The 20,348-nt window shown below is 63.5% G+C and carries 17 protein-coding genes; 6 read left to right on the plus strand and 11 right to left on the minus strand.

The window, feature by feature from the left end; translation table 11 throughout:
• Nucleotides 1-78: 78 nt before the first annotated feature.
• Complete coding sequence (locus ABX74_RS15130; protein ID WP_042950937.1) at nucleotides 79-942, minus strand: MaoC/PaaZ C-terminal domain-containing protein; 864 nt, start codon at nucleotides 940-942, stop codon at nucleotides 79-81.
• The gene (locus tag ABX74_RS15135; RefSeq protein ID WP_003945596.1) at nucleotides 942-2,288 is read right to left on the minus strand and encodes a 3-oxoacyl-ACP reductase; all 1,347 of its coding nucleotides are present in this window, start codon (nucleotides 2,286-2,288) and stop codon (nucleotides 942-944) included. Before ABX74_RS15135 ends, ABX74_RS15130 begins: the two co-directional genes overlap by 1 nt.
• A 130-nt stretch (nucleotides 2,289-2,418) precedes the next feature.
• Here ABX74_RS15135 and ABX74_RS15140 point away from each other — a divergent pair, with 130 nt between their 5' ends.
• Together ABX74_RS15140 and ABX74_RS15145 are read left to right on the plus strand one after the other, a co-directional pair.
• Nucleotides 2,419-3,774, plus strand: coding sequence for an acetyl-CoA C-acetyltransferase (locus ABX74_RS15140; protein WP_019747140.1), 1,356 nt, complete (start codon nucleotides 2,419-2,421; stop codon nucleotides 3,772-3,774).
• Nucleotides 3,775-4,068: 294 nt separating this feature from the next.
• On the plus strand, nucleotides 4,069-6,333 hold the full coding sequence (locus tag ABX74_RS15145) for a VanW family protein (RefSeq protein ID WP_047889141.1): 2,265 nt from the start codon (nucleotides 4,069-4,071) through the stop codon (nucleotides 6,331-6,333).
• Nucleotides 6,334-6,337: 4 nt separating this feature from the next.
• Here ABX74_RS15145 and ABX74_RS15150 read toward each other — a convergent pair whose 3' ends face one another.
• The 3 genes from ABX74_RS15150 to ABX74_RS15160 form a co-directional block, all read right to left on the minus strand.
• Nucleotides 6,338-7,321 (minus strand): LLM class F420-dependent oxidoreductase, encoded by a 984-nt coding sequence (locus tag ABX74_RS15150; protein ID WP_189637337.1) that lies wholly within the window; start codon nucleotides 7,319-7,321, stop codon nucleotides 6,338-6,340.
• A gap of 85 nt (nucleotides 7,322-7,406) precedes the next feature.
• Nucleotides 7,407-7,895, minus strand: coding sequence for a hypothetical protein (locus ABX74_RS15155; RefSeq protein ID WP_019747143.1), 489 nt, complete (start codon nucleotides 7,893-7,895; stop codon nucleotides 7,407-7,409).
• Complete coding sequence (locus tag ABX74_RS15160) at nucleotides 7,892-8,137, minus strand: helix-turn-helix transcriptional regulator (protein WP_019747144.1); 246 nt, start codon at nucleotides 8,135-8,137, stop codon at nucleotides 7,892-7,894. The genes ABX74_RS15155 and ABX74_RS15160 overlap by 4 nt, the downstream gene beginning before the upstream one ends.
• Before the next feature lie 65 nt (nucleotides 8,138-8,202).
• Between ABX74_RS15160 and ABX74_RS15165 the strand changes: the two genes are divergently transcribed.
• The gene (locus ABX74_RS15165) at nucleotides 8,203-8,781 is read left to right on the plus strand and encodes a nucleotidyltransferase family protein (protein WP_020906435.1); all 579 of its coding nucleotides are present in this window, start codon (nucleotides 8,203-8,205) and stop codon (nucleotides 8,779-8,781) included.
• Here the strand turns inward: ABX74_RS15165 and ABX74_RS15170 are convergent.
• On the minus strand, nucleotides 8,778-10,790 hold the full coding sequence (locus ABX74_RS15170) for a YhgE/Pip domain-containing protein (RefSeq protein WP_020906436.1): 2,013 nt from the start codon (nucleotides 10,788-10,790) through the stop codon (nucleotides 8,778-8,780). The two genes, ABX74_RS15165 and ABX74_RS15170, sit on opposite strands and share 4 nt — an antisense overlap.
• Nucleotides 10,791-10,795: 5 nt before the next feature.
• On the minus strand, nucleotides 10,796-11,518 hold the full coding sequence (locus tag ABX74_RS15175; RefSeq protein ID WP_019747147.1) for an ATP-binding cassette domain-containing protein: 723 nt from the start codon (nucleotides 11,516-11,518) through the stop codon (nucleotides 10,796-10,798).
• 179 nt (nucleotides 11,519-11,697) lie between these two features.
• On the opposite strand from ABX74_RS15175, the gene ABX74_RS15180 reads away from it, so the two are divergent.
• Nucleotides 11,698-12,327, plus strand: coding sequence for a hypothetical protein (locus tag ABX74_RS15180; RefSeq protein WP_223257928.1), 630 nt, complete (start codon nucleotides 11,698-11,700; stop codon nucleotides 12,325-12,327).
• 85 nt (nucleotides 12,328-12,412) lie between these two features.
• Here ABX74_RS15180 and ABX74_RS15185 read toward each other — a convergent pair whose 3' ends face one another.
• The 4 genes from ABX74_RS15185 to ABX74_RS15200 form a co-directional block, all read right to left on the minus strand.
• Nucleotides 12,413-14,248 carry an acyl-CoA dehydrogenase gene (locus tag ABX74_RS15185; protein ID WP_020906438.1) on the minus strand — a complete coding sequence of 612 codons (1,836 nt, stop codon included), beginning with the start codon at nucleotides 14,246-14,248 and terminating at the stop codon, nucleotides 12,413-12,415.
• 89 nt (nucleotides 14,249-14,337) lie between these two features.
• Nucleotides 14,338-14,970, minus strand: coding sequence for a class I SAM-dependent methyltransferase (locus ABX74_RS15190; protein ID WP_020906439.1), 633 nt, complete (start codon nucleotides 14,968-14,970; stop codon nucleotides 14,338-14,340).
• A gap of 21 nt (nucleotides 14,971-14,991) precedes the next feature.
• The gene (locus ABX74_RS15195; protein ID WP_047889142.1) at nucleotides 14,992-17,466 is read right to left on the minus strand and encodes an FtsX-like permease family protein; all 2,475 of its coding nucleotides are present in this window, start codon (nucleotides 17,464-17,466) and stop codon (nucleotides 14,992-14,994) included.
• Complete coding sequence (locus tag ABX74_RS15200) at nucleotides 17,466-18,248, minus strand: ABC transporter ATP-binding protein (protein WP_019747152.1); 783 nt, start codon at nucleotides 18,246-18,248, stop codon at nucleotides 17,466-17,468. Before ABX74_RS15200 ends, ABX74_RS15195 begins: the two co-directional genes overlap by 1 nt.
• Nucleotides 18,249-18,357: 109 nt before the next feature.
• Between ABX74_RS15200 and ABX74_RS15205 the strand changes: the two genes are divergently transcribed.
• The gene (locus ABX74_RS15205) at nucleotides 18,358-19,596 is read left to right on the plus strand and encodes a sensor histidine kinase (RefSeq protein ID WP_223257929.1); all 1,239 of its coding nucleotides are present in this window, start codon (nucleotides 18,358-18,360) and stop codon (nucleotides 19,594-19,596) included.
• Nucleotides 19,584-20,225 carry a response regulator transcription factor gene (locus ABX74_RS15210; protein ID WP_047889143.1) on the plus strand — a complete coding sequence of 214 codons (642 nt, stop codon included), beginning with the start codon at nucleotides 19,584-19,586 and terminating at the stop codon, nucleotides 20,223-20,225. Before ABX74_RS15205 ends, ABX74_RS15210 begins: the two co-directional genes overlap by 13 nt.
• Nucleotides 20,226-20,348: the final 123 nt, after the last annotated feature.

Below are 20,348 nucleotides of genomic sequence, written 5' to 3' on the forward strand. Positions count from 1 at the left end.
CGTACCTTTCAGCGCATCCAAGGCGCCGAAAGGTACGTTCGCTCAATTGGGGTGGGTCGAAACCCGACAAAACTCAGGTCAGCGCAGCGTCGCCGTGACGTGCGGGTAACCCTTCTTCGGGTGACGCAGCGACAGATCCCAGCCGTCGTCGGTGCGATCAGCGTAGGCATTCAGCGTCGCCGGTAGCAGAATCGGCTTGCCGAAACGCACGCTGTAGGTGACCTTGTCCGCGACGGACCCCTCGACGGTCCGCAGAACTGCCGCGGCACTCCACATTCCGTGAGCAATGGTCTTCGGGAAACCGAAAGCCTTGGCGCCCAGAGACGAGACGTGAATCGGATTGCGGTCGCCGGAGACGGCGGCGTACTTGCTGATCGTGGTCTGGTCGACGCGGATGGTGCTCATCGGCATCGGCGGGACCTCGTCGGCCTTGGGCTCCGGACCTGGCTGGCCGGACAGGGAGGTCTTCTGCTGGTTCAGGAAGCTCGAGGTCTGTCGCCAGACCAGTTCCCGTCCCACCCGAATTTCGGTGATCACGTCGATCAGCAGGCCCTTGCGGTGCTCACGCAGGTTCTCGGCATGCACCGAGAGGTCAAGCGGTTCGCTGACGGAGATGGGCCGCAGCGATTCGATGACGTTCTCGGCGTGAACGGAGCCGACGGCGGCGAAGGGGAAGTCCTTCGACACCATCAGCTTCATCACGGTCGGGAAGGCCAAGGTGAAGGGATACGTGATCGGCAGAGTGTCGCCGAATCGCAGTCCGGTCACGCGGCAGTACGCCGCCAGATTGTCGGTGTCGACCTTCAGTCCGGTGAGGGTGAAGGTCTGCTGTGGCACCGAGCGCGAGTTGGACTTGTTCCACGGCAACAATCCCAGTACCGCCCGGGAGTAGATGTCGATGGTCTTCGGCTGCTCGGTGAGCGCGACGGTCTTTGTTGCCATCATGCGCCCAGGAGGCTCTGGCCGCAGACGCGAACGACCTGTCCCGTAACGGCATTGGAGGCCGGGCTCGCGAAGTATGCGACGGTCTCGGCGACGTCGACGGTCTCGCCGCCCTGCAGGAGCGAGCTCATGCGGCGGCCGGCTTCTCGGGTGGCGAAGGGGATGGCTGCGGTCATGGCGGTCTCGATGAAGCCCGGTGCGACGGCGTTGATGGTGATGTTCTTCTTCGCCAGGACGGGAGCTTCGGCGTGTACGAGGCCGATGACGCCGGCCTTGGAGGTGCCGTAGTTGGTCTGGCCGCGGTTGCCCGCGATGCCGGCGATGGAGGAGACGTCGACGACGCGGCCGCCTTCCTTGAGGGCGCCCTTCTCGACGAGGTGCTCGGTGATCTTCTGCGGTGCAAGAAGATTGACGTTCATGACCATGTTCCAGCGGCCCTCGTCCATGTTGGCGAGGGTCTTGTCGCGGGTGATGCCGGCGTTGTGGACGATGATGTCGGCTCCGCCGTGACGCTCGAGGAGGTGAGCTGCGAGGACCTCGGCTGCGTCGGCCGCCGTGACGTCGAGGGCGAGGGACGTGCCGCCGACCTTGTTTGCGGTCTCGGACAGTGCTTCGCCGGCGGCCGGGATGTCAGCGCAGACCACGTGTGCGCCGTCGCGTGCCAGGACCTCGGCGATGGTGGCGCCGATACCGCGGGCTGCGCCGGTGACGACGGCAACCTTGCCTTCGAGCGGCTTGTCCCAGCTTGCGGGCGCGACGGAATCTTCAGCGCCGACGACGATGACCTGGCCGTCGACGAAGGCGGACTTTGCCGAAAGGAGAAAGCGCAGAGTCGATTCCACGCCGGACAGTCCGGTGGACGCCTTGGGGGAGACGTAGACCAGCTGAGCGGTGGAGCCGCGCTTGATCTCCTTGCCGACGCTGCGGGTGAAGCCTTCGAGCGCGCGCTGCGCGACATGCTCGTCGACGCTCGACGTTTCTTCCGGCGTCGTGCCGAGAACGACGACGCGAGCCGACGGTGCGAGGTTGCGGATCACGGGCTGGAAGAACTCGAACAGCTGCTCGAGCTCGCTGACCTGAGTGATTCCGGTGGCGTCGAACACGAGTCCGCCGAAGCTGCTGTCGTGTGCCTGAGCGGCCGGGTAGTCGGAGAGCAGTACGCGAAGTGGTTCTGCGAGCCGACCCTTGCCGCCGATGAGGACAGGTCCGGCGAGTGCGGGTTCCCCTGCTTTGTAGCGACGCAGGTTCTCGGGCCTGGGCAGGCCGGCCTTCGACGCGATGAATGCGCCGGGGGCGGACGAGAGGAACTGTGAATAGAGGTCGGGAGCTCCCTTGCTGGCTGCCACGGTCCTACCTTCTGTTGTGTTTCGGGTTGTCTCTCACCGGGCAATCGGAAGAATGCGGCGATAGACAAGTAACTTACTACTGAGTAAGAATAGTCTTCAACAGGTAATCGCACCATCCTTGGAGACGCAAGTGACAAGCAAAGCCCGTTCAAACGCAAAGCCCGCCGCACCGCGCACCGCACCGGCCGCAGCCGCTGCGAAGTCCGCAGGTCAGCGCCGTCCGGTTGCGATCGTCGGCGGAAATCGCATTCCGTTCGCACGCTCGGACAAGGCGTACGCACAGGCGTCCAACCAGGACATGTTCACTGCGACGCTCGACGGTCTGGTGAGCCGATTCAATCTGCAGGGCGAGAAGCTCGGCATGGTCGTCGGCGGTGCGGTGCTCAAGCACAGCCGTGATTTCAATCTCATTCGCGAGTCCGTTCTCGGCAGCGCGCTGAGCCCGTACACGTCGGCGTACGACCTTCAGCAGGCGTGTGGCACGGGACTGCAGTCGATCATCGCCGTCGGCGACGCCATTTCGGCCGGCCGCATCGATTCGGGCATCGGCGGCGGCACGGACACCACGTCCGACGCCCCGATCGGCGTCAACGATCAGGCGCGCGAGTTCCTGCTTTCCCTAAACCGTGCGAAGTCCACGGGCGACCGCATCAAGCTGCTCGGCAACGTGCGTGCGGGCATGCTCGGCCTCGAAATTCCACGCAACGGCGAGCCTCGCACCGGCAAGTCGATGGGTGACCACGCTGCGATCACCGCCAAGGAATTCGGCATCAAGCGCGAGGACCAGGACGAACTTGCCGCTGCCAGCCACAAGAACATGGCGGCTGCCTACGACCGCGGTTTCTTCGACGACCTCGTCACCCCGTTCCTCGGCCTGACCCGCGACGACAACCTCCGTCCCGGTTCGACCGTCGAGAAGCTGTCGACGCTCAAGCCTGTCTTCGGTACCAAGCTCGGCGACGCGACGATGACGGCAGGCAACTCGACGCCGCTCACCGACGGCGCTTCTGCAGTCCTCCTCTCCACCGACGAGTGGGCAGCCGAGCGCAATCTTCCGGTTCTGGCGCACCTCGTCGATTCCGAAACCGCTGCCGTCGACTACGTCCACGGCAAAGACGGTTTGCTCATGGCTCCCACGTACGCGATTCCGCGTTTGCTGGCCCGCAACGGTCTGACCTTGCAGGACTTCGATTACTACGAGATCCACGAAGCCTTCGCTTCGGTGGTTCTGGCAACCCTGCAGGCCTTCGAGTCCGACGAGTACTGCAAGGAACGCCTCGGCCTCGACGGCGCGTTGGGATCGATCGACCGAAGCAAGCTCAATGTCAACGGATCGTCCTTGGCTGCAGGTCACCCGTTCGCGGCAACCGGCGGACGTATTGTGGCTTCCCTCGCAAAGATGCTCGCGGAGAAGGGTTCGGGCCGCGGTCTGATCTCGATCTGTGCGGCCGGTGGCCAGGGTGTCACGGCGATCATCGAGCGGTAACCGCTCCACAATCTCCCCACGCGACTGAAAACTGCGCTCACCTGCAGTGATCGTCGCGAGGGGATGCGTAATCGGGGATCCGGCCACGAGGGGTGGCCGGATCCCCGAACTCTTTGCAAACTTTTTCGCGCAGGCGTGTAACGCTGCAGAATAGCTACCGATATTCATGACAGCCCCGTGTTGCTGCCTGACCCCCGACCTGGCAGCAGCGCGGGGCTCTCGTATGTCCGGATATCCTGTATTGAGTTGTCGGTGAGCGCCGCAGCGACGGTTGATGCAGCGAGGAGCCAACAGGTGAGTGACGAAGAGGGTCCGTCCGTCGAGAAGACGAACAGCGAGGACTCGTCCCTCCCGGAACAGGAACTCGAGTCGGTCGAGGAACCTCAGGCGGTCGACGAGACCGAGTCGGTCGAGGACCCCAAGACCCCTGAGGACACCGAGGCGGTTGTCGAGGCTGAATCAGTAGAACCTGAACCAGCCGAAGCACCAAGGCCTGTCGACGAAGAAGCAATCGATTCCACAGAAGCGACAGTCGACGAAGCAGTAGACGAGCCGACAATCGTCGAGCCCACAATCGTCGAACCGGCCATCGACGAATCGGCAAACGAGGTCACCACCGTCATCCCCGTCGTCCCAGCGGAGGACGCACCGCCGACGGAAGTAGTCGACTCGGCTCCGGCGACAGAAACCATCGACGAGCAGACAGAGCAGTTCGAGCCCCCGGCAGTGGTGGTTCCCCCGAAGCCGCCGCGTCCCGAGTTCGTGCAGCAGTACGACACCCAGCAATTCGAACCCATCCAGCAGCAGTACGAGCCTGTTGTCCGCGAACCAGAGGCAGTTGCACCACCAGCACCGCAACAACAGCCAGAAGCGCCCGCTCCGGAGTCTTCCCGTAAGTGGGTCAAACCGGCGATAGCAGTCGGCGCCATCTTTGCGGTCGCAGTGATTGCCTACGGAGTGGACATCTTCACGTCGTCGGGGAAGACACCACGCGGCACCCAGGTCGCCGGGGTGGACATCGGTGATCTCACGCCTGCCGACGCAGAGGCCACGCTGCGCGCCGAACTCGGCCCAAGGCTCGTCGAACCGGTAGCGGTACATGCCGGCGGCGTCGATTCCGAGATCGTTCCAGCATCTGCGGGTGTGGACGTCGACTGGTCGGCGACGCTCTCGGGCGTGAACGCTCAGCCGATCAACCCGATCACCCGCATCACGTCGTTCTTCGGCTCCCGCGAGGTGCCCGTGGTGTCGACGGTCGACCAGGGTGCGTTGGATGCCTCGATGTCGCAACTTGCGGCGAACAGCGATCGTGCGCCCGTCGAAGGCGCAGTCGTGTTCGAGAGTGGGAAGGCGACGGGTGTTTCACCTGCCGCCGGCCAGGCTCTCGAAACGCAGCAGGCGGGCGCAACGTTCGCCGCGGAGTGGTCTGACGGTGGCGTCGTCGATCTTCCGGTCGACGAGGTGCCGGTGACGGTCACTCAGGCCGGTGTCGATCGCGCACTGCAGGAGATTGCCATTCCGGCTGCCTCGGGTGATGTCGTGGTCAACGGCCGTGACGGCAAGGTTGCGACGCTCGGCGTCGACCAGATCGGTGAGGTTCTGACCTTCACCCCTGACGGCTCGGGTGGGCTGACTCCGCAGTACAACACGGATGCTGCGATCAAGATTCTGACTCCGCAGTTGGTATCGACTGAAGTACAACCCAAGGACGCGTCGTTCACCTTCGCCGGTGGTAAGCCGTCGGTTGTGCCGGGTGTTGTCGGTGATCTGATCAACTGGCCGGACACGGTCAAGGAACTTCCGGTTCTGCTGGGCAGCACGGCGTCTCGGGCAACACCCGCCGTGTACGGACCGGTCCCGCCGGCGTTGACCACCGAAGCCGCGGATGCCCTCGGCATCAACGAGGTGATCGGCGAATTCACCACCGGTGGTTTCGAATACGCGTCTGGAGTGAATATCGGCCTGGCCGCGTCGGAGATCGACGGGGCCGTGATCAAGCCAGGGGATACGTTCTCGCTCAACGAGTACACGGGCCCGCGCGGTGCGGCTCAGGGATACGTCGAGTCGGGGATCATCAACAATGGTCGCCCGGACAAGGCTGTCGGCGGCGGTATCAGCCAGCTCGCGACGACGCTCTACAACGCGACGTATTTCGCAGGCATGGACGACGTCGCGCACACCGAGCACAGTTACTACATCTCGCGGTACCCCGAAGCGCGTGAGGCGACCATCTTCGATGGAGCGATCGACTTGCAGTTCCGTAATCCGGCGAAGACCGGCGTGATGATCGAGACGATTGCGACGTCGTCGAACATCACCGTTCGGATCTGGGGAACCAAAACCGTCGATGTCGCTTCGACGACCGGCCCGCGTACGTCGCCGACATCGCCGAACACCGTGACGTTGCCGGAGGGGCCTGGTTGTGTGGCTTCGAGCGGTGCGCCCGGATTCACGGTCAGCGACACCCGCGTGATCACCGACCACGCGAGTGGCGCCGAGATTTCCTCGAACACCCGGACCGTCAAGTACGACCCGGTGCCGATCGTGAAGTGCGAGTAGGGACCTACTTGCCGACGAGTGGGCCGAGGGTGCGGCCCGCGAGGTCGACGATGCCTGGCTCTTCGCCGTTGGTGATCAGGTTGATCACGACGCCGTCGATGCCGTGGTCGAGGATGCGCGTCTGAACCTGCTCGGCGACGTCGTCCGGGCTGCCGACGAAATGGCGTTCGGTGGCCTTGGCGACCACGTCTTCCGGCGCCGTGGCGATGTCGAGGCCACGCTCCGCGAGAAACGTTCGCTGATGCGCGCGAGCCTTGTCGCCGTCCTCGTCGATCATCATGAACGTGAGGAAGCTGGTCTCGAGGGTTGCGGGATCGCGACCGGCTTCGTCGCAGCGTGCCGCAAGTGCTTCCATCTTGCGCGGCAGTTCCGAGGGGTCGCAGATGATGTTGAGGTGATCCGCGAAGCGAGCGGCGAGGCCGAACGTCTTCTTCTCACCGCCGCCGCCGAGCAGAATCGGCAGGTCGTCGCGGACGCGAGGCTCGTTGATGGCGTCCTTGACGTGGTACCACTTGCCGTCGAAGGTGGGGCGCTCACCGCGGAGCATCGGCGCGATGATCTGCAGTGCTTCGTCGAGCTTCTGGAAGCGCTCGGTGAACGTTCCGAACTCGTATCCGAACGAATTGTGTTCGAGCTCGAACCAACCGGCGCCGATTCCCAGGATGGCCCGACCGCCGCTCACCACGTCGAGGGTGGTGACGGTCTTGGCGAGCATGGGCGGATTGCGGTAGGTGTTTCCCGTGACCAGTGCAGACAACTGGATGGTCTCGGTGGCCGTCGCCAGCGCGGAGAGCGCGGAGTAGGCCTCGAGCATCGGGGCGTCCGGCGCTCCGATTCCGGGGAGTTGGTAGAAGTGATCCATCACGAATGCAGTGTCGAAGCCTGCGGCTTCGGCTTCGCGGGCCTGCGCTATGACGGTGGGGAAGAGGTCCTTGACCGGACCGCCGTAGCTGAAGTTGGGCATCTGGTATCCGAGGCGAGTGCTCACCGTTTCGACGTTACTCGCGATCGGTTGACCTGGCACGATTTTACCAACTCTATGGATTCCGTTGTGCCGGGCAGACTTCCGGAATTCAGAGAAGTTCTTCGGCCGCTTCGCGTCGCTTGGCGCGCTGCTGGTGAAGCTTGACTGCCGCGATTGCGACGCCGCCACCGACGATTCCGCCGACGAGAGCGCCGACCCACGTGGACGATTCTTCGTACGAATCGAATTTGAGGCGCGCCATGATGCCGACTGCGGCGACGAGGTACAGCGCGATGCTGATCACGACCCGGGGACGGTTGTAGTTGGACAACACGTAGACATCGACGTCGCGCCGAAGTGCATAGACAATCGTGACCACCGAGCCGAACAGCGCGACGATCAGCAGCGCGAGCGAGATCCACGCCCCTGTTCGGCCGGCGACCCAGGGCAGAATCGCCGAGCTGACGAAGACTGCCCAGAAGACACTCTGCAATCCCACCGCCGAGGCTTCGTTCCAGACGTCGCGCTGACGCTCGTCCTTGTAGAAGTCGTCGTCCAGATCTCCGACGAACCGCATTGCCTTCATCATGGTGCTCATGCCGTCTCCTCTGGAATTTCTGCGGTGAGTGCCGATTCGGGTAAGGGGAAGAGCGCTTCGACGGTGGTCCCCAGTGCCAGTGCCAGGCGAAGTGCCAGGTAGACACTCGGTGCGTAGTCGCCGCGTTCGACGGAGACGATGCTCTGTCTGCTCACCTGACCTGCCGTGGCCAGTTGCGCCTGGGTGAGGCCGGCGAGGCGTCGGTGCTCCCGCACGTTGTTGTCGCCGGCCTTTCCAGTCATAGGAAAAGTAAAGAATACTTGTCACATGATGTCAAGTTTACTTGTCATATGAGAGGCTGAAGAGCATGCGTGAACGATTTCTCGAGATCGCCCTGGCCAATCCAGTGGTCGCAACGATCGTGGATCGGGCGCCGAAGCTGGGATTGCCGGAGTGGTACTTGACGGCGGGTGGGCTCTTCCAAACCGTCTGGAATCACATCGACGGCCGTGACCTCGGCGCCGGAATCAAGGACTACGACCTCTTCTATTTCGACGCCGGCCATCTGAGCTACGACGCGGAGGACCGTGTGATTCGTTCGGCGGCAGAACTGTTCGCCGATGTGGATGCCGATGTCGAAGTACGCAACGAAGCCCGCGTGCACCTGTGGTACGAGCAGCATTTCGGGATTCCCGGCGTTCCGTTCACCAGTTGCCGCGACGCTATCGACCACTTCGCTTCCACAACTTGCTGTTTCGGGATCACCAAGTCTGCGGGCGGCACTGTGGACGTGTATGCCCCGCATGGATACGACGATCTTTTCGACATGATCGTCCGCCCCAACCCGGTGCTTGCACCGAGAGAGGTTTACGAGGCCAAGGCGGCACGGTGGCGCAGGGAATGGCCTGCGCTGACCGTGGAGCCTTGGCCGGAGACCCTGACCTAGACTTCGATCGGCGGATGCAGCCTGTCCATGGTCCATTGCCGATTTCGGCGTGCAGCAAGTGAACTGGCGCCGAGTGAGGCGACGAGAAGGCCGCCGAGGACGGCGATCGAGACCCACAGTCTCGAGTCGATACCGCCGACGGTGAGTTGTCGTAGCCCGTTCACCGCGTAGGTCATCGGGTCGAAGGGGTGGATGATCTGGAACGGTTTCGCGGTGGTTTCGACGGGATAGATGCCGCCGGCCGAAACCAGTTGCAGCATCAGGAACGCCAGGGTGATGACGCGTCCGACGGATACTCCGAAGATGGCGTTGAATGCCTGGATCAACGCCATATACGTGGCAGTGATGAGCATCAGGAATCCGACGGTGCCGAGGGCGTGTGTGGGGTGCAGGCCGACGGCGAAGTGCACGACCAGGTACATCACGATCACCTGGCAGATGCCGATGAGCAATGCCGGCCAGTACGAGGCGAGGACCACTCGCAGCGCGCCGAGTCCGTTTGCGATGGGCCGGTTCTGGAGCGGCTTGAGCAGCATCCAGGTGATGATGCCGCCCACGAACAGCGCGAGGGGCAGGAAGAACGGAGCAAAACCGGTACCGAAGGTGCTTGCCCGGTTCTCGTAGGTCTCCTGTAGTTCGACCGGGCTGGAGAGGGTTTGAGCGGTTGCGGTTCGCTGCTGATCGGTCCAACTGGGAATCTGACCGGCGCCCTCGGTGAGTTTGGTCGCGAGTTCGGCAGACCCGGCACGGAGTTGCTCGGTGCCGTCGGCGAGTTTGGCTGCACCATCGGAGAGTTGGACGCTGCCGTCGGTGAGTTGAACCAGTCCACTGCTGAGGGTTTGCGCGCCGTCGTTGACTTGCTGACCGCCGTCACGCAGCTGCACCAGGCCGTTGCGGAGTTCACCGCCGCCGTTGGCCGCGGCATTCAGCCCGGCTCGGAAGGTGCTCGACGGATCGTCGAGTTGGTAAGCGAGTTGTTGTGCACCGCTCTTGAGTTCGCCCAGTTGGCCCATGGTCGCTTCACCGAAACCCTGAGTGCGCAGCATGTCCTGGGCAGGCGCGAGGGCATTGGCGATCTGTTGGCTGACAGGATCCGGGTTCAGCCGAAGGCTGGCCACCGCCTGCCCGACCAGTTGTGCAACGTCTGCCTGTGTGTTCCCGAGGACGCTCAGTTGGTCGACGACCTGGGTGACGCCACCACTGAGTTGGCTTGCGCCGTCGCCCAGTTGGACGGCTCCGAGATCGAGTTGCCCCAAACCGTCGGTCAGTGCGAGGACACCGTCCGTGGCGGTGTTGATTCCGGTCGAGAGTTGCGCTGTACCGCCGGCAAGAGTGGCTGCACCGTCACGTGCGGTAACCATGTTGTCTGCCAGAGTTTTCGAGCCCGACGCCAATTCGCCGGCTCCGGCATTGGCAGTGTTCACTCCGGCCGAGAGCTGGAGTGCTCCGTCGGCGGCCTGCTTCAAACCTGCACCCGCGTCGGTCAATCCGACCAGGACCGTCTCGACGGACTGCGCGCCGATCTTGTCGCTGACTTGACTGAGGACCTGCTGGGCGGCGTTTTGGCCGATGATGGTGCCGAGGTAGTTGTTGACGTCGTTGAAGGTGAACTGCAACTGAGCTTTGTGGGGGTCCTTGGACGTCGGGGAGGCAACGGCCTCGCTGAAATTCTCGGGGAGAGTGAGAGAGAAGTAGTACGTGCCGTCCGAGACTCCCTGTTCGGCTTCCTGCTGCGAGACCAGGTGGAGATCGAGCTCACCGGAATCGAGAAGTGCTTTGCTGACTTCGTCGCCCGCCTTGAGCTCTTGACCCTGCACCATCGCACCGCGGTCGGTGTTGACCAGTGCGACGGGGACCTTGTTGACCTCACCGAACGGATTCCAGAAGGCCCACAGGTACATTGCGCCGTACAGCAGTGGCATCAAGATGATGGTGACGAGTGCGATCCTGGGCATCGCGCCGCGGGAGAACCGCTTGAGTTCGGTTCCGAGAGACATTCCAGCGAGCATCGCGGTTACCTCGCCCCTTCTTGGTCGGGATTGGTGACTTCTTGGAGCAGGGCGACGGCATCGATGGGTGATCCGTCGGGCAGCGGGTTGACGGTCGACGCGATGATGGTCTGGTAGCTCCCCATCTCGACGAGTCGCTCGACGAGGTACGCGCGTTCGGAGTCGCGCCGCACCTGTTCGAGATCGTCGACGACGAGCAGGGCCGGCTTCTTCGTGTTCGCGACGGCGATACGCAGCAGGGTCGCCTCGAGTTCCCCGAGATCGCTGACGTACCGGCCGAGCGCAGGTAAGGGATGATCGCCGAAGACGGGAGCGCACACCGCTTCGAGTTCGCGGTCTCCGGCACGTCCGATGAGCTTGTACCAGGGCGCATCCCAGCGAATTTGTTCGGTGATCAGATCTCGGACGGTGACGGACTCGGCAAGCTCGTCGATGTCCTCGAACCCGGCGACCCCGGCGATCTCGAAGATCTCTCGGGGACGCGTTCGACCGAAGACGGACAGTGATCCGGAACTGGCTTTCATTCGTCCGCTGAGTGTCAGAAGTAAGGACGTACGTCCTGAACCGGCGGAGCCTTCGAGGATGGTCACACCGCCTGCACGAATCTCGAGATTGACGGGTCCGAACACCGGCCCCCATGGGCCGTCGAGCGCCAAGTCCGTGGCGGTCAATGCCAGTTCAGGGGCGTAATCGAGTTGTGCGTGCTCTGGTGCGACCACGATGATCACCTGTCTGTTGATCTACTCGGCCTTCGAAAGAACCGAGTGCTGGTTCAGTGGACGTTCGTGCTCACCCAATCACATCGGTAGCGGGTGAGCGGTCCCACGAATGGGATGTGTCGGACACGATCGGTAACTTGGAGACCGAACGGTATGTATTCTGTTGGAAACGGACAGGGGGTGTCGAGGTGCCGGTTCGTAGACGCGGTATGTGCGCGTTACTGGTCATGGCCGCCCTGTCAGTTGTCTCCTGTGCCGGTGAGCGCGAGTCGCCCCCGTTCGTGTCGAGCGAGAGGCTTTTCGAGTTCACCGGTCGCAATGTCGGACCCGTGACCGTTCCGCCCTTGCCTTCCGATCGGCACGAGTCCGAAGCAGCGCCATACGGAGCCATCACCCTGTCCGGTGGGTGGAGCGGCGCAGCCAATGTCTCGCTGCCCGGATCCGTCACGTGTTTCGAGCACAACTGGGCGGATTCGCTGCCTGCCGGTCACCGCCAGTGGGCCTACGAGGTGCACACCAGTTCCTTCTACGAGTACGACGGCGGCGGTGAATATCCGGGGCGTGATTTCCAGTTGCAGGTCTACGTGAACGAAAACCCGGAACCAGGTCAGTCCGGGGCGACGATGATGTTCTCGGATCAGAGCGGACAGTTCGTGTCCTTCGGCGGCGGCGTCGACAATTCCATCGAAATAGTCAGTTCTCCGGACCGCAGGCGCGTGGCGCTTTCCCTGGTAGGAACGGCGGCACGGCCCGGCGAACAACCGACGACGTCCGTACTGTCCGCACAGATCAGTTGCCCGACCGTCGAGCGCAGATGACCACAGATTCCATTGACTGCCGAGCATGAAAATGCCGGTCCCGAAATATTCTCGGGACCGGCACTTTTCATGAATCAGGAACGAATCAGAATGCTGCTTCGTCGATCTCCATGATGTCGTTCTCGGTGTTCGCGATGATCTCGCGTGAAGCGGTGAGCTCGGGCAGGACGTTCTTGGTGAAGAAGGACGCGATGGCGACCTTGCCCTCGTAGAAGCCCTTGTCCTTGTCGGAAGCGCCGTTGTCGAGTGCCGCGAGAGCGATCTCGGACTGGCGGAGGAGCTGCCAGCCGATGAGCAGGTCGCCGACGGACATCAGGAAGCGGACGGAACCGAGGCCGACCTTGTAGAGCTCGGTGGGCTGCTCCTGAGCTCCCATGAGGAAGCCGGTGAGCGTGGCAGCCATGGCCTGGACGTCTTCGAGTGCGGTGGCGAGCAGTGCGCGCTCCGCCTTCAGACGACCGTTGCCGGCTTCGCTGTCGATGAAGGTCTTGATCTGTCCGGCAACGTGAGCGAGCGCGACGCCGCGGTCACGAGCGATCTTGCGGAAGAAGAAGTCCTGAGCCTGGATGGCCGTGGTGCCTTCGTACAGCGAGTCGATCTTGGAGTCGCGGATGTACTGCTCGATCGGGTAGTCCTGCAGGAAGCCGGAGCCACCGAGGGTCTGCAGGCTGTCCGTCAGGTACTGGTACGCACGCTCGGAGCCGACGCCCTTGACGATCGGGAGCAGCAGGTCGTTGACGCGGAACGCGGTGTCCTTGTCTGCGCCCGAGACGAGCTGGGCGACAACCTCGTCCTGGTGTGCTGCGGTGTAGAGGTACACCGCGCGCAGGCCTTCGGCGTATGCCTTCTGCATTGCCAGGCTGCGACGCACGTCGGGGTGGTGCGTGATGGTCACGCGCGGCGCTGCCTTGTTGGTCATCTGGGTCAGGTCAGCGCCCTGAACACGCTGCTTGGCGTAATCGAGAGCGTTGAGGTAACCGGTGGAGAGGGTGGCGATTGCCTTGGTGCCGACCATCATTCGAGCGTGCTCGATGACGTCGAACATCTGGGCGATGCCGTTGTGGACCTCGCCGACCAGCCAGCCCTGTGCGGGGATGCCGTGGCCACCGAAGGTGACCTCACATGTGGCGGAGACCTTCAGGCCCATCTTGTGTTCGACGTTGGTGACGAAGACGCCGTTGCGCTCGCCGAACTCTTCGGTCTCGAAGTTGAAGTGCGTCTTCGGGACGAAGAACAGGCTCAGGCCCTTGGTGCCGGGTCCGGCACCTTCGGGGCGAGCGAGAACGAGGTGGAAGATGTTCTCGAACAGGTCGTCCGAGTCGGCCGAGGTGATGAAGCGCTTGACGCCCTCGATGTGCCAGGAGCCGTCGTCCTGCTTGATCGCCTTGGTGCGTCCGGCACCGACGTCGGAGCCGGCGTCGGGCTCGGTGAGGACCATGGTGGCGCCCCATCCGCGTTCGACGATGGTGGCTGCCCACTTCTTCTGCTCTTCGGTGCCGTTGTTGAACAGCACGTCCGCGAAAGCGGGTCCGGCCTGGTACATGTGCGCTGCAGGCTGTGCGCCCAGGATCAGCTCACCGATGGCCCACACGACGGAGCGGGGAACCGGCACGCCGCCGACCTCTTCGCTCAGTCCCATGCGGTACCACTCGGCATCCCACAGAGCCTTGAACGACTTCTTGAAGGATTCCGGAAGTGCAACGGTGTGCGTCTCGGGATCGAAGACAGGGGGGTTGCGGTCCGCGTCGGCGAAAGATTCGCCAAGCGGTCCCTCGGCCAGGCGTGCGACCTCTGCCAGCATGTTGCGGACAGTGTCGGCATCCAGGTCGCCCCAAGCGCCTTCGCTCAGTGGCTTCTCCAGTCCGAGAACCTCGAAGAGGTTGAACTCCAGGTCCCGAACGTTGCTCTTGTAATGGCCCATGTCTTCTGCTTCTCCCAGTGAGGTGGTGCGGTCCAGCACTCCTAGTACCGCCCGAAGTTTATTACTCGTCGGTAACTTAATACATGTTACTAGCCGTTCTTTGCATTGCCAACACCGGATTTGCGTCCGATGACAAGTGCGTCGACCGCGATTCCCGTTTCGGTGTGTCTGTGCGGATTTCCGGCGATCTCGAACTCGAGCCTTCCTTGGAACTCCTGCATCAATTCTTCTGGTGTGTAAAGGATTTCGGGATCTTTCGGTCCGCCGACGCCGTAGTCGATGTTGCTTCGGTCGTGACCCAAAATCATGAGGATTCCATCAGGTTTCAGAGAATTTATGGCACGGTTCACAACCAGGGTGCGTTGTGGTGCGGGCAGATGAAGGTAAAGAAGCAGGGCCAAGTCGTATCCCTGCCCGTTCCTGGAGGCGTAATCCGCGACGGTGACGTCGCCGCATCGGTAGTCGAGCCGGTCGAGAACCGATCGGGGCGAGCGGGCCGCGATCGTGCAGGCTTTCTCGATCGCGACGGCCGAGTAGTCGATGCCGGTGACCTCCCAACCGCGGGTCGCGAGCCACAACGCGTTACGGCCCTCGCCACACGCCAGGTCCAGTGCCTGGCCGTGGGGGAGGGCCGTCGCGTATTCCACCAGCAGTTCGTTGGGAGGAGCGCCCCAGACGAGCTCGGCTTCTTCGTACTTCTTGTCCCAGGCCGCCGCATCCATAGATGACGACGGTAGTGCCACTCAGTGGTTACGCACTCCGTCCATCGGGTTCTTGCGTAGGGCGGCGCGCGTCGGGATCGCGATGGAGACAAATCCCAGAACAGCGGTCACCGCGACGATGGAACCGTAGATCGCCGGTGAAATCGCCGGGATCGGCTGCCCGGACACCGCTACGGCGATACCCATCAGAGGCGGCAGGGCGATCAGTGATCCGACCACGACGGCGATTCCCACCACCATCAACGACTCGATGCGCATCATCGCTCGGACCTGCCTCGTCCGCGAGCCCACCAGTTGAAGGAGCGCGAACTCGCGGGAACGCTCGGCAGTGGCGGCGACCAGGGTGTTCACGACGGCGACTGCGAGATAGCCGAGCAGGACGAGTACGGCGAGGATGCTGACCCACGACTGCATACGACGCTGATCTTCGCCCGCGGCCCCGAACTGGTCCTGGTTCATCGAGGGGAACGAGCGCAACGACTGCTGGACTTCGGCCGACCGTCCGGGTTCGGCAGCAACCAGAACGGTGTCGATCAGAGCGTCGGTGGAGTGCTGACGCAAAGTCTCGATCGGCATGGTCACGTCCCCGAATCCGAGGCCGCGACCATATTTTGCGACGACCATCGGATGCACCAGTGTGCCGTCCCCTAGATAGAGGTCGACGCGCTGACCTACCTTGGCTCCGAGTGTGAAGGCGCCGTCTTCGCTCACGGCAACGGTATCGCCGGTCAGAGCGCTCAGGTCGCCCTCGGTCACCGCGAGATCGAGGGTCGCGTCGGCGCTGGCGGCGTCGATGCCCTGGGCAGCGATCGCGCTGTCGGCTGAGCCGCCTTCCTCACCGCTGGGTACCGGCAGGACTTGACTGCGGACCACCGGGTTTGCCGCACTCACTCCGGGCACCGATGCGATCGAGTCGAGGAGCGAGGGAGCGATGCCGGCCGGCGCGCCGACGATCAGGTCGGCGGTGACGCCCTTGATCGACTGGTTGCTCGCCTCGGCGGCGACGGTGCTCTGGCTGAAGAACTGCACCGAGCCCAGTGCGATTGCGAGAGCCAAGGGAACAACCGCCGACGAGAGCCGTCTCGAATTGGATTCGGCGTTGGCGGCAGCGAGAACTTTGGACGCCGACCCACTACGGCGCAGTGGACCGCCGATCACCTTGATGATGCCGCGCACCAACAAGGGGCCGAGCAGCGCGACCGAGAAGATCAACAACAGTGCGCTCGAACCGGCTCCAGCGGCTGCCACGCTGCCGGGCAGGAAAGCGGGGAGCACGCACGCGCTGAGGCCGGCGGCGCCGAAGATCAGCCCGGTGACGATGCGTCCGCGGCTCAGTTTCGCCGGGCCGCTTTCGGATTCGCGAAGCGCTTCGACGGGGTCGAGCTTCGCCGGTCGTCGTGCCGCGATCGCCGCTGCCGCGCGGGCAGTGAGTACGCAGATCAGGAATGCCGCGATCGCCGGAAGCGGGCTGTACGCCAACGCGAAATCGGTGGGCATGACCCCGGCGTCGGCAAACTGTGCACCCAGGAATCGGGCGAGCAGGTATCCGGGCACCGCGCCGAGAGCCGCCGCAGCCGCCGCGACGAGCAGCACTTCACGTCCGATCATGACGTGGACTTGTCGCGTGGTGGCCCCGATTGCCCGCAACAGAGCGAACTCTCGGCGTCTTGCGTTGATCGAGAGCGACAGCGTGCTGGAAACGACGAACATACTGACCATCAACGCGAGACCGGCAAACGACGCGCAGAGCACGATCAACTGGGTCCGCGCAGCACCGGCGTCGAGGAATTCGATGCCTCCGCGCGCAGTGCCGGTCGAGACCTCCGCGCCGGTTCCGGCGAGTGCATCGCGGGCGAGAGCGGCAGCATCCACGCCTGCGGGAGCGATCAATCCGACTGCGGTGACAGCGTTCTGGTGCGGCCACAACCGTTCGGCCTCTGCGTCGTCGAGGAAGACGAGTGCCGGACGGTCGGGTGACGGCACCGAAGCCGAATCAGCTGTGCCGACGACGGTGTACTCGTCGTCTATCGCGCCGTGAGCCAGCGTGATTTGCTCGCCGAGAGCGGCGCCCGTGGTCGAGACCACCTCGTCTCGGCTCTGCGGAGCGCGACCTTCGGTGAGCGAATACGGCGCCAATTGTGCTGTGTTCCAAGGATGTGCGTCGAGTACGACGCCCTCGGCGGTGCTGACGGGGACGGAGATGTCGGGAATCACCGTGACATCGAGGGCATCGAGCTTGCGGACGGTATCGCCGTCGAGGAGAACTCGCTCGGCAAAAGGCTGATCGGCGTCTTCCTTGACCTCGAGCGCCTGTGGTGCACTCACGACGGCGTCGGCACCGGCGTAGAGATGTGGTGAGACGCCGCCTCGCACTCCCGATTCCAGCAGCACACCCAGACCGCAGGTGAGGAGCGCTGCGCAGAATACGGAGACGAACACGGCGACGAAACCGGAGCGATGCGCTTTCAGGTGCGCAAAGGTGTGCGCTTTCATCATCACCAGTCCCCGAGGTGTGTCATGCGCTCGGCGATCTGCTGCGGCGTCGGGCGGTCGATGTGCCCGACAAGTTTTCCGTCGGCGAGGAACAGCACACGATCGGCGTACGACGCGGCCACCGGGTCGTGCGTGACCATGACGATGGTCTGATCGAACTCGGCGGCTGTCCGGCGCAACAACTCCAGAACCTGCTTGGCGCTGCGGGAGTCGAGGGCGCCGGTCGGCTCGTCGGCAAAGAGTGCGTCGGGGTGAGTGACGAGGGCGCGCGCGATGGCGACGCGTTGCTGCTGACCGCCGGACAGTTCGGAGGGTTTGCGCTTGCGGTGCGATCCGAGTCCGACGGATTCGAGGACGAAGGTCAGGTACTGCTTGTCGGCTCGTCGTCCGGCGAGGAGTAGGGGGAGCGTGACGTTCTGCTCGACGTCGAGAGCGCCGAGCAGGTTGTAGGCCTGGAAGACGAAACCGATGTGATCGCGACGGAAGATGCTGCGGGCCTTCGGCTTCAGCTGTGAGATCTCGGTGTCGCCCAGCCACACCGATCCGCTGCTCGGTCGATCGAGCCCTGCGGCGCAGTGCAGGAAAGTGCTCTTGCCCGATCCGGACGGGCCCATCACGGCGGTGAAGGTGCTGCGCGGCAAGGTGAGGCTGATGTTGTCGAGGGCGGTCACGGCGCCGCGGCCGTTGCCGTAGATCTTGCTGACGCCTTCGAGTCGCACGGCGGATGTTCGGGCGGCCGTGGCACCAGGGGCCGGCGGGGCGAGGACCGAGTGTCGATTCTTCATGGGATGAACGCTATGGAGATTCGGCATTCGTCGACATCCAGCAGGGTCCCGAATCAATGGTGTAGCCAGCTGTAGTGGATCGCGGCATCAGGTGCGGCATGCTGGGGCAGTGAAGAAGAGAACCAGGGCTGCGGTGTACGTGCTCGTCGAGGGTGCGGCAGCCGTGGTCTCCCTGTTCTTGCTGATGGTCGGTCTCATTCTGCTGTCGCTCTCGATTCTGATCGTCGGCTGGTTGCTGTTGCCGTCGTACGTGCGGGTGCTCCGGTGGTGGGCGGGTCTGGCCCGCAAGAGAACGGCTGCGTACACCGGACGCCCTGTTCTGCAGCGATACCCACCGATGCCAAGCAATCCGACCTTCGGGGATTGGCGCCGGTTCCTCACCGATCAGTCGACCAGGCGCGACGCGGCCTGGCTGTCGATTCATGGTCTGGGGGCTTTCGTCGCGGCGATGCTGACCATTGCTCTGCCACTCGGTGCACTCAATTCGATTGCCGTCCCGCTGTACTGGCAGCAGATGCCCGCCGGTGAACCCGTCAACAATCCGTACCCCGTGACGTCGTGGTTGGGCGCTGCCGGAATGCCGTTGATCGGCATCCTGTACCTCCTGATCGCGTGGTGGTTGGTCCCCGCGATGGCGAAGTGGATCAGCTGGTCGACCACGACTTTGCTTGCGCCGGACACGCGTTCGGACCTCTCGAAGCGCGTCACCGCCCTGACGGCCAGCCGCGCTGCGGCGCTCGACGCACATTCGGCCGAACTCAAGCGCATCGAGCGGGATCTGCACGACGGCGCGCAGAACCGTCTGGTCGCGGTGGTGATGATGTTGGGGATGGCCGAGCGGTCGTTGCAGAACAATCCGGACCAGGCTCTGCCACAACTGCATCGGGCCCAGGATGCGGCCACCGAGGCGTTGAGCGAACTCCGGACGTTGGTGCACGACATCTACCCGCCGATCCTCGACGAGTTGGGTCTGGAGGGCGCGATCTCCGCGCTCGCCGGGCGCTCCGCCGTGCCCTGCGTACTCGAGATCGACGAACTCCGCCGTGCCCCGGCTGCCGTCGAGGCTGCTGCGTACTTCGTCGTCGCCGAGGCCTTGACCAACGTCGCAAAACACAGCGGAGCGCGCAGTGTCACCGTCACGGCACGGACGGAGGCGTCGGACGACTCGTTGGGTGAGACGATGCTCATCGACGTGATCGACGATGGTCAGGGCGGCGCGAACGAACGCCCGGGCGGCGGCGTGGCGGGTATCCGACGCCGGGTCGAGGCTTTCGAAGGAACCGCAGTATTGGAGAGCCCGGAGGGTGGACCGACAACGATGAGGGTGGAACTACCGTGCGGATTCTGATTGCCGAGGACGACGCTCTCCTGCGAGAGGGGCTGGCACTGCTGCTCCGCGGAGAGGGCTTCGAGGTGTCTGCCGTCTCCGACGCCGCACAGTTCCTCACGGTGTTCGAGGAGACCGCCCCCGACGCCGCGGTGCTCGACGTCCGGATGCCTCCTACTTTCACCAACGAGGGGCTTCGAGCGGCGATCGAGGTGCGCAAGCTTCGCCCGGGCTTTCCCGTCCTGGTCCTTTCCGCGTACGTCGAGGATCGCTACGCCGGTGAATTGTTGGCAGGAGGCGCCGGCGGGGTCGGGTACCTGCTCAAGGAACGGGTCGGCAAGGTAGCCGAGTTCGTCGACGCATTGAACCGGGTCGTCGACGGCGGAACCGTGATGGATCCCGAGGTCGTATCCCAACTGATGAGCCGTCGACGCGCCGACGATCCGATCAGATCACTGACCCCACGCGAGTCCGAGGTTCTCGGACTGATGGCGGAGGGGCTGGGAAATCAGGGAATCGCCAGGAAACTGGTCGTCAGCGACACTGCTGTGAGCAAGCACATAGGAAATATCTTCGCAAAACTCGGCCTGTCGGCTTCCGAAAGCGGGCATCGTCGTGTTTTGGCAGTTCTAGCTCATTTACGCGCCTGATCGTGGATCTGGACTACATACCTGACCGAAGCGTAATGTGAGCCAGCCTCATGTTGTTGCCGTGATCGAACGGTGACCTGAGAGGCAGGGGCTTATGTCCTGTACGTAACGTGTGATGTCGAA

It is taken from the genome of Rhodococcus sp. ARP2 (assembly GCF_001029585.1).
GTDB lineage: Bacteria > Actinomycetota > Actinomycetes > Mycobacteriales > Mycobacteriaceae > Rhodococcus_F > Rhodococcus_F erythropolis.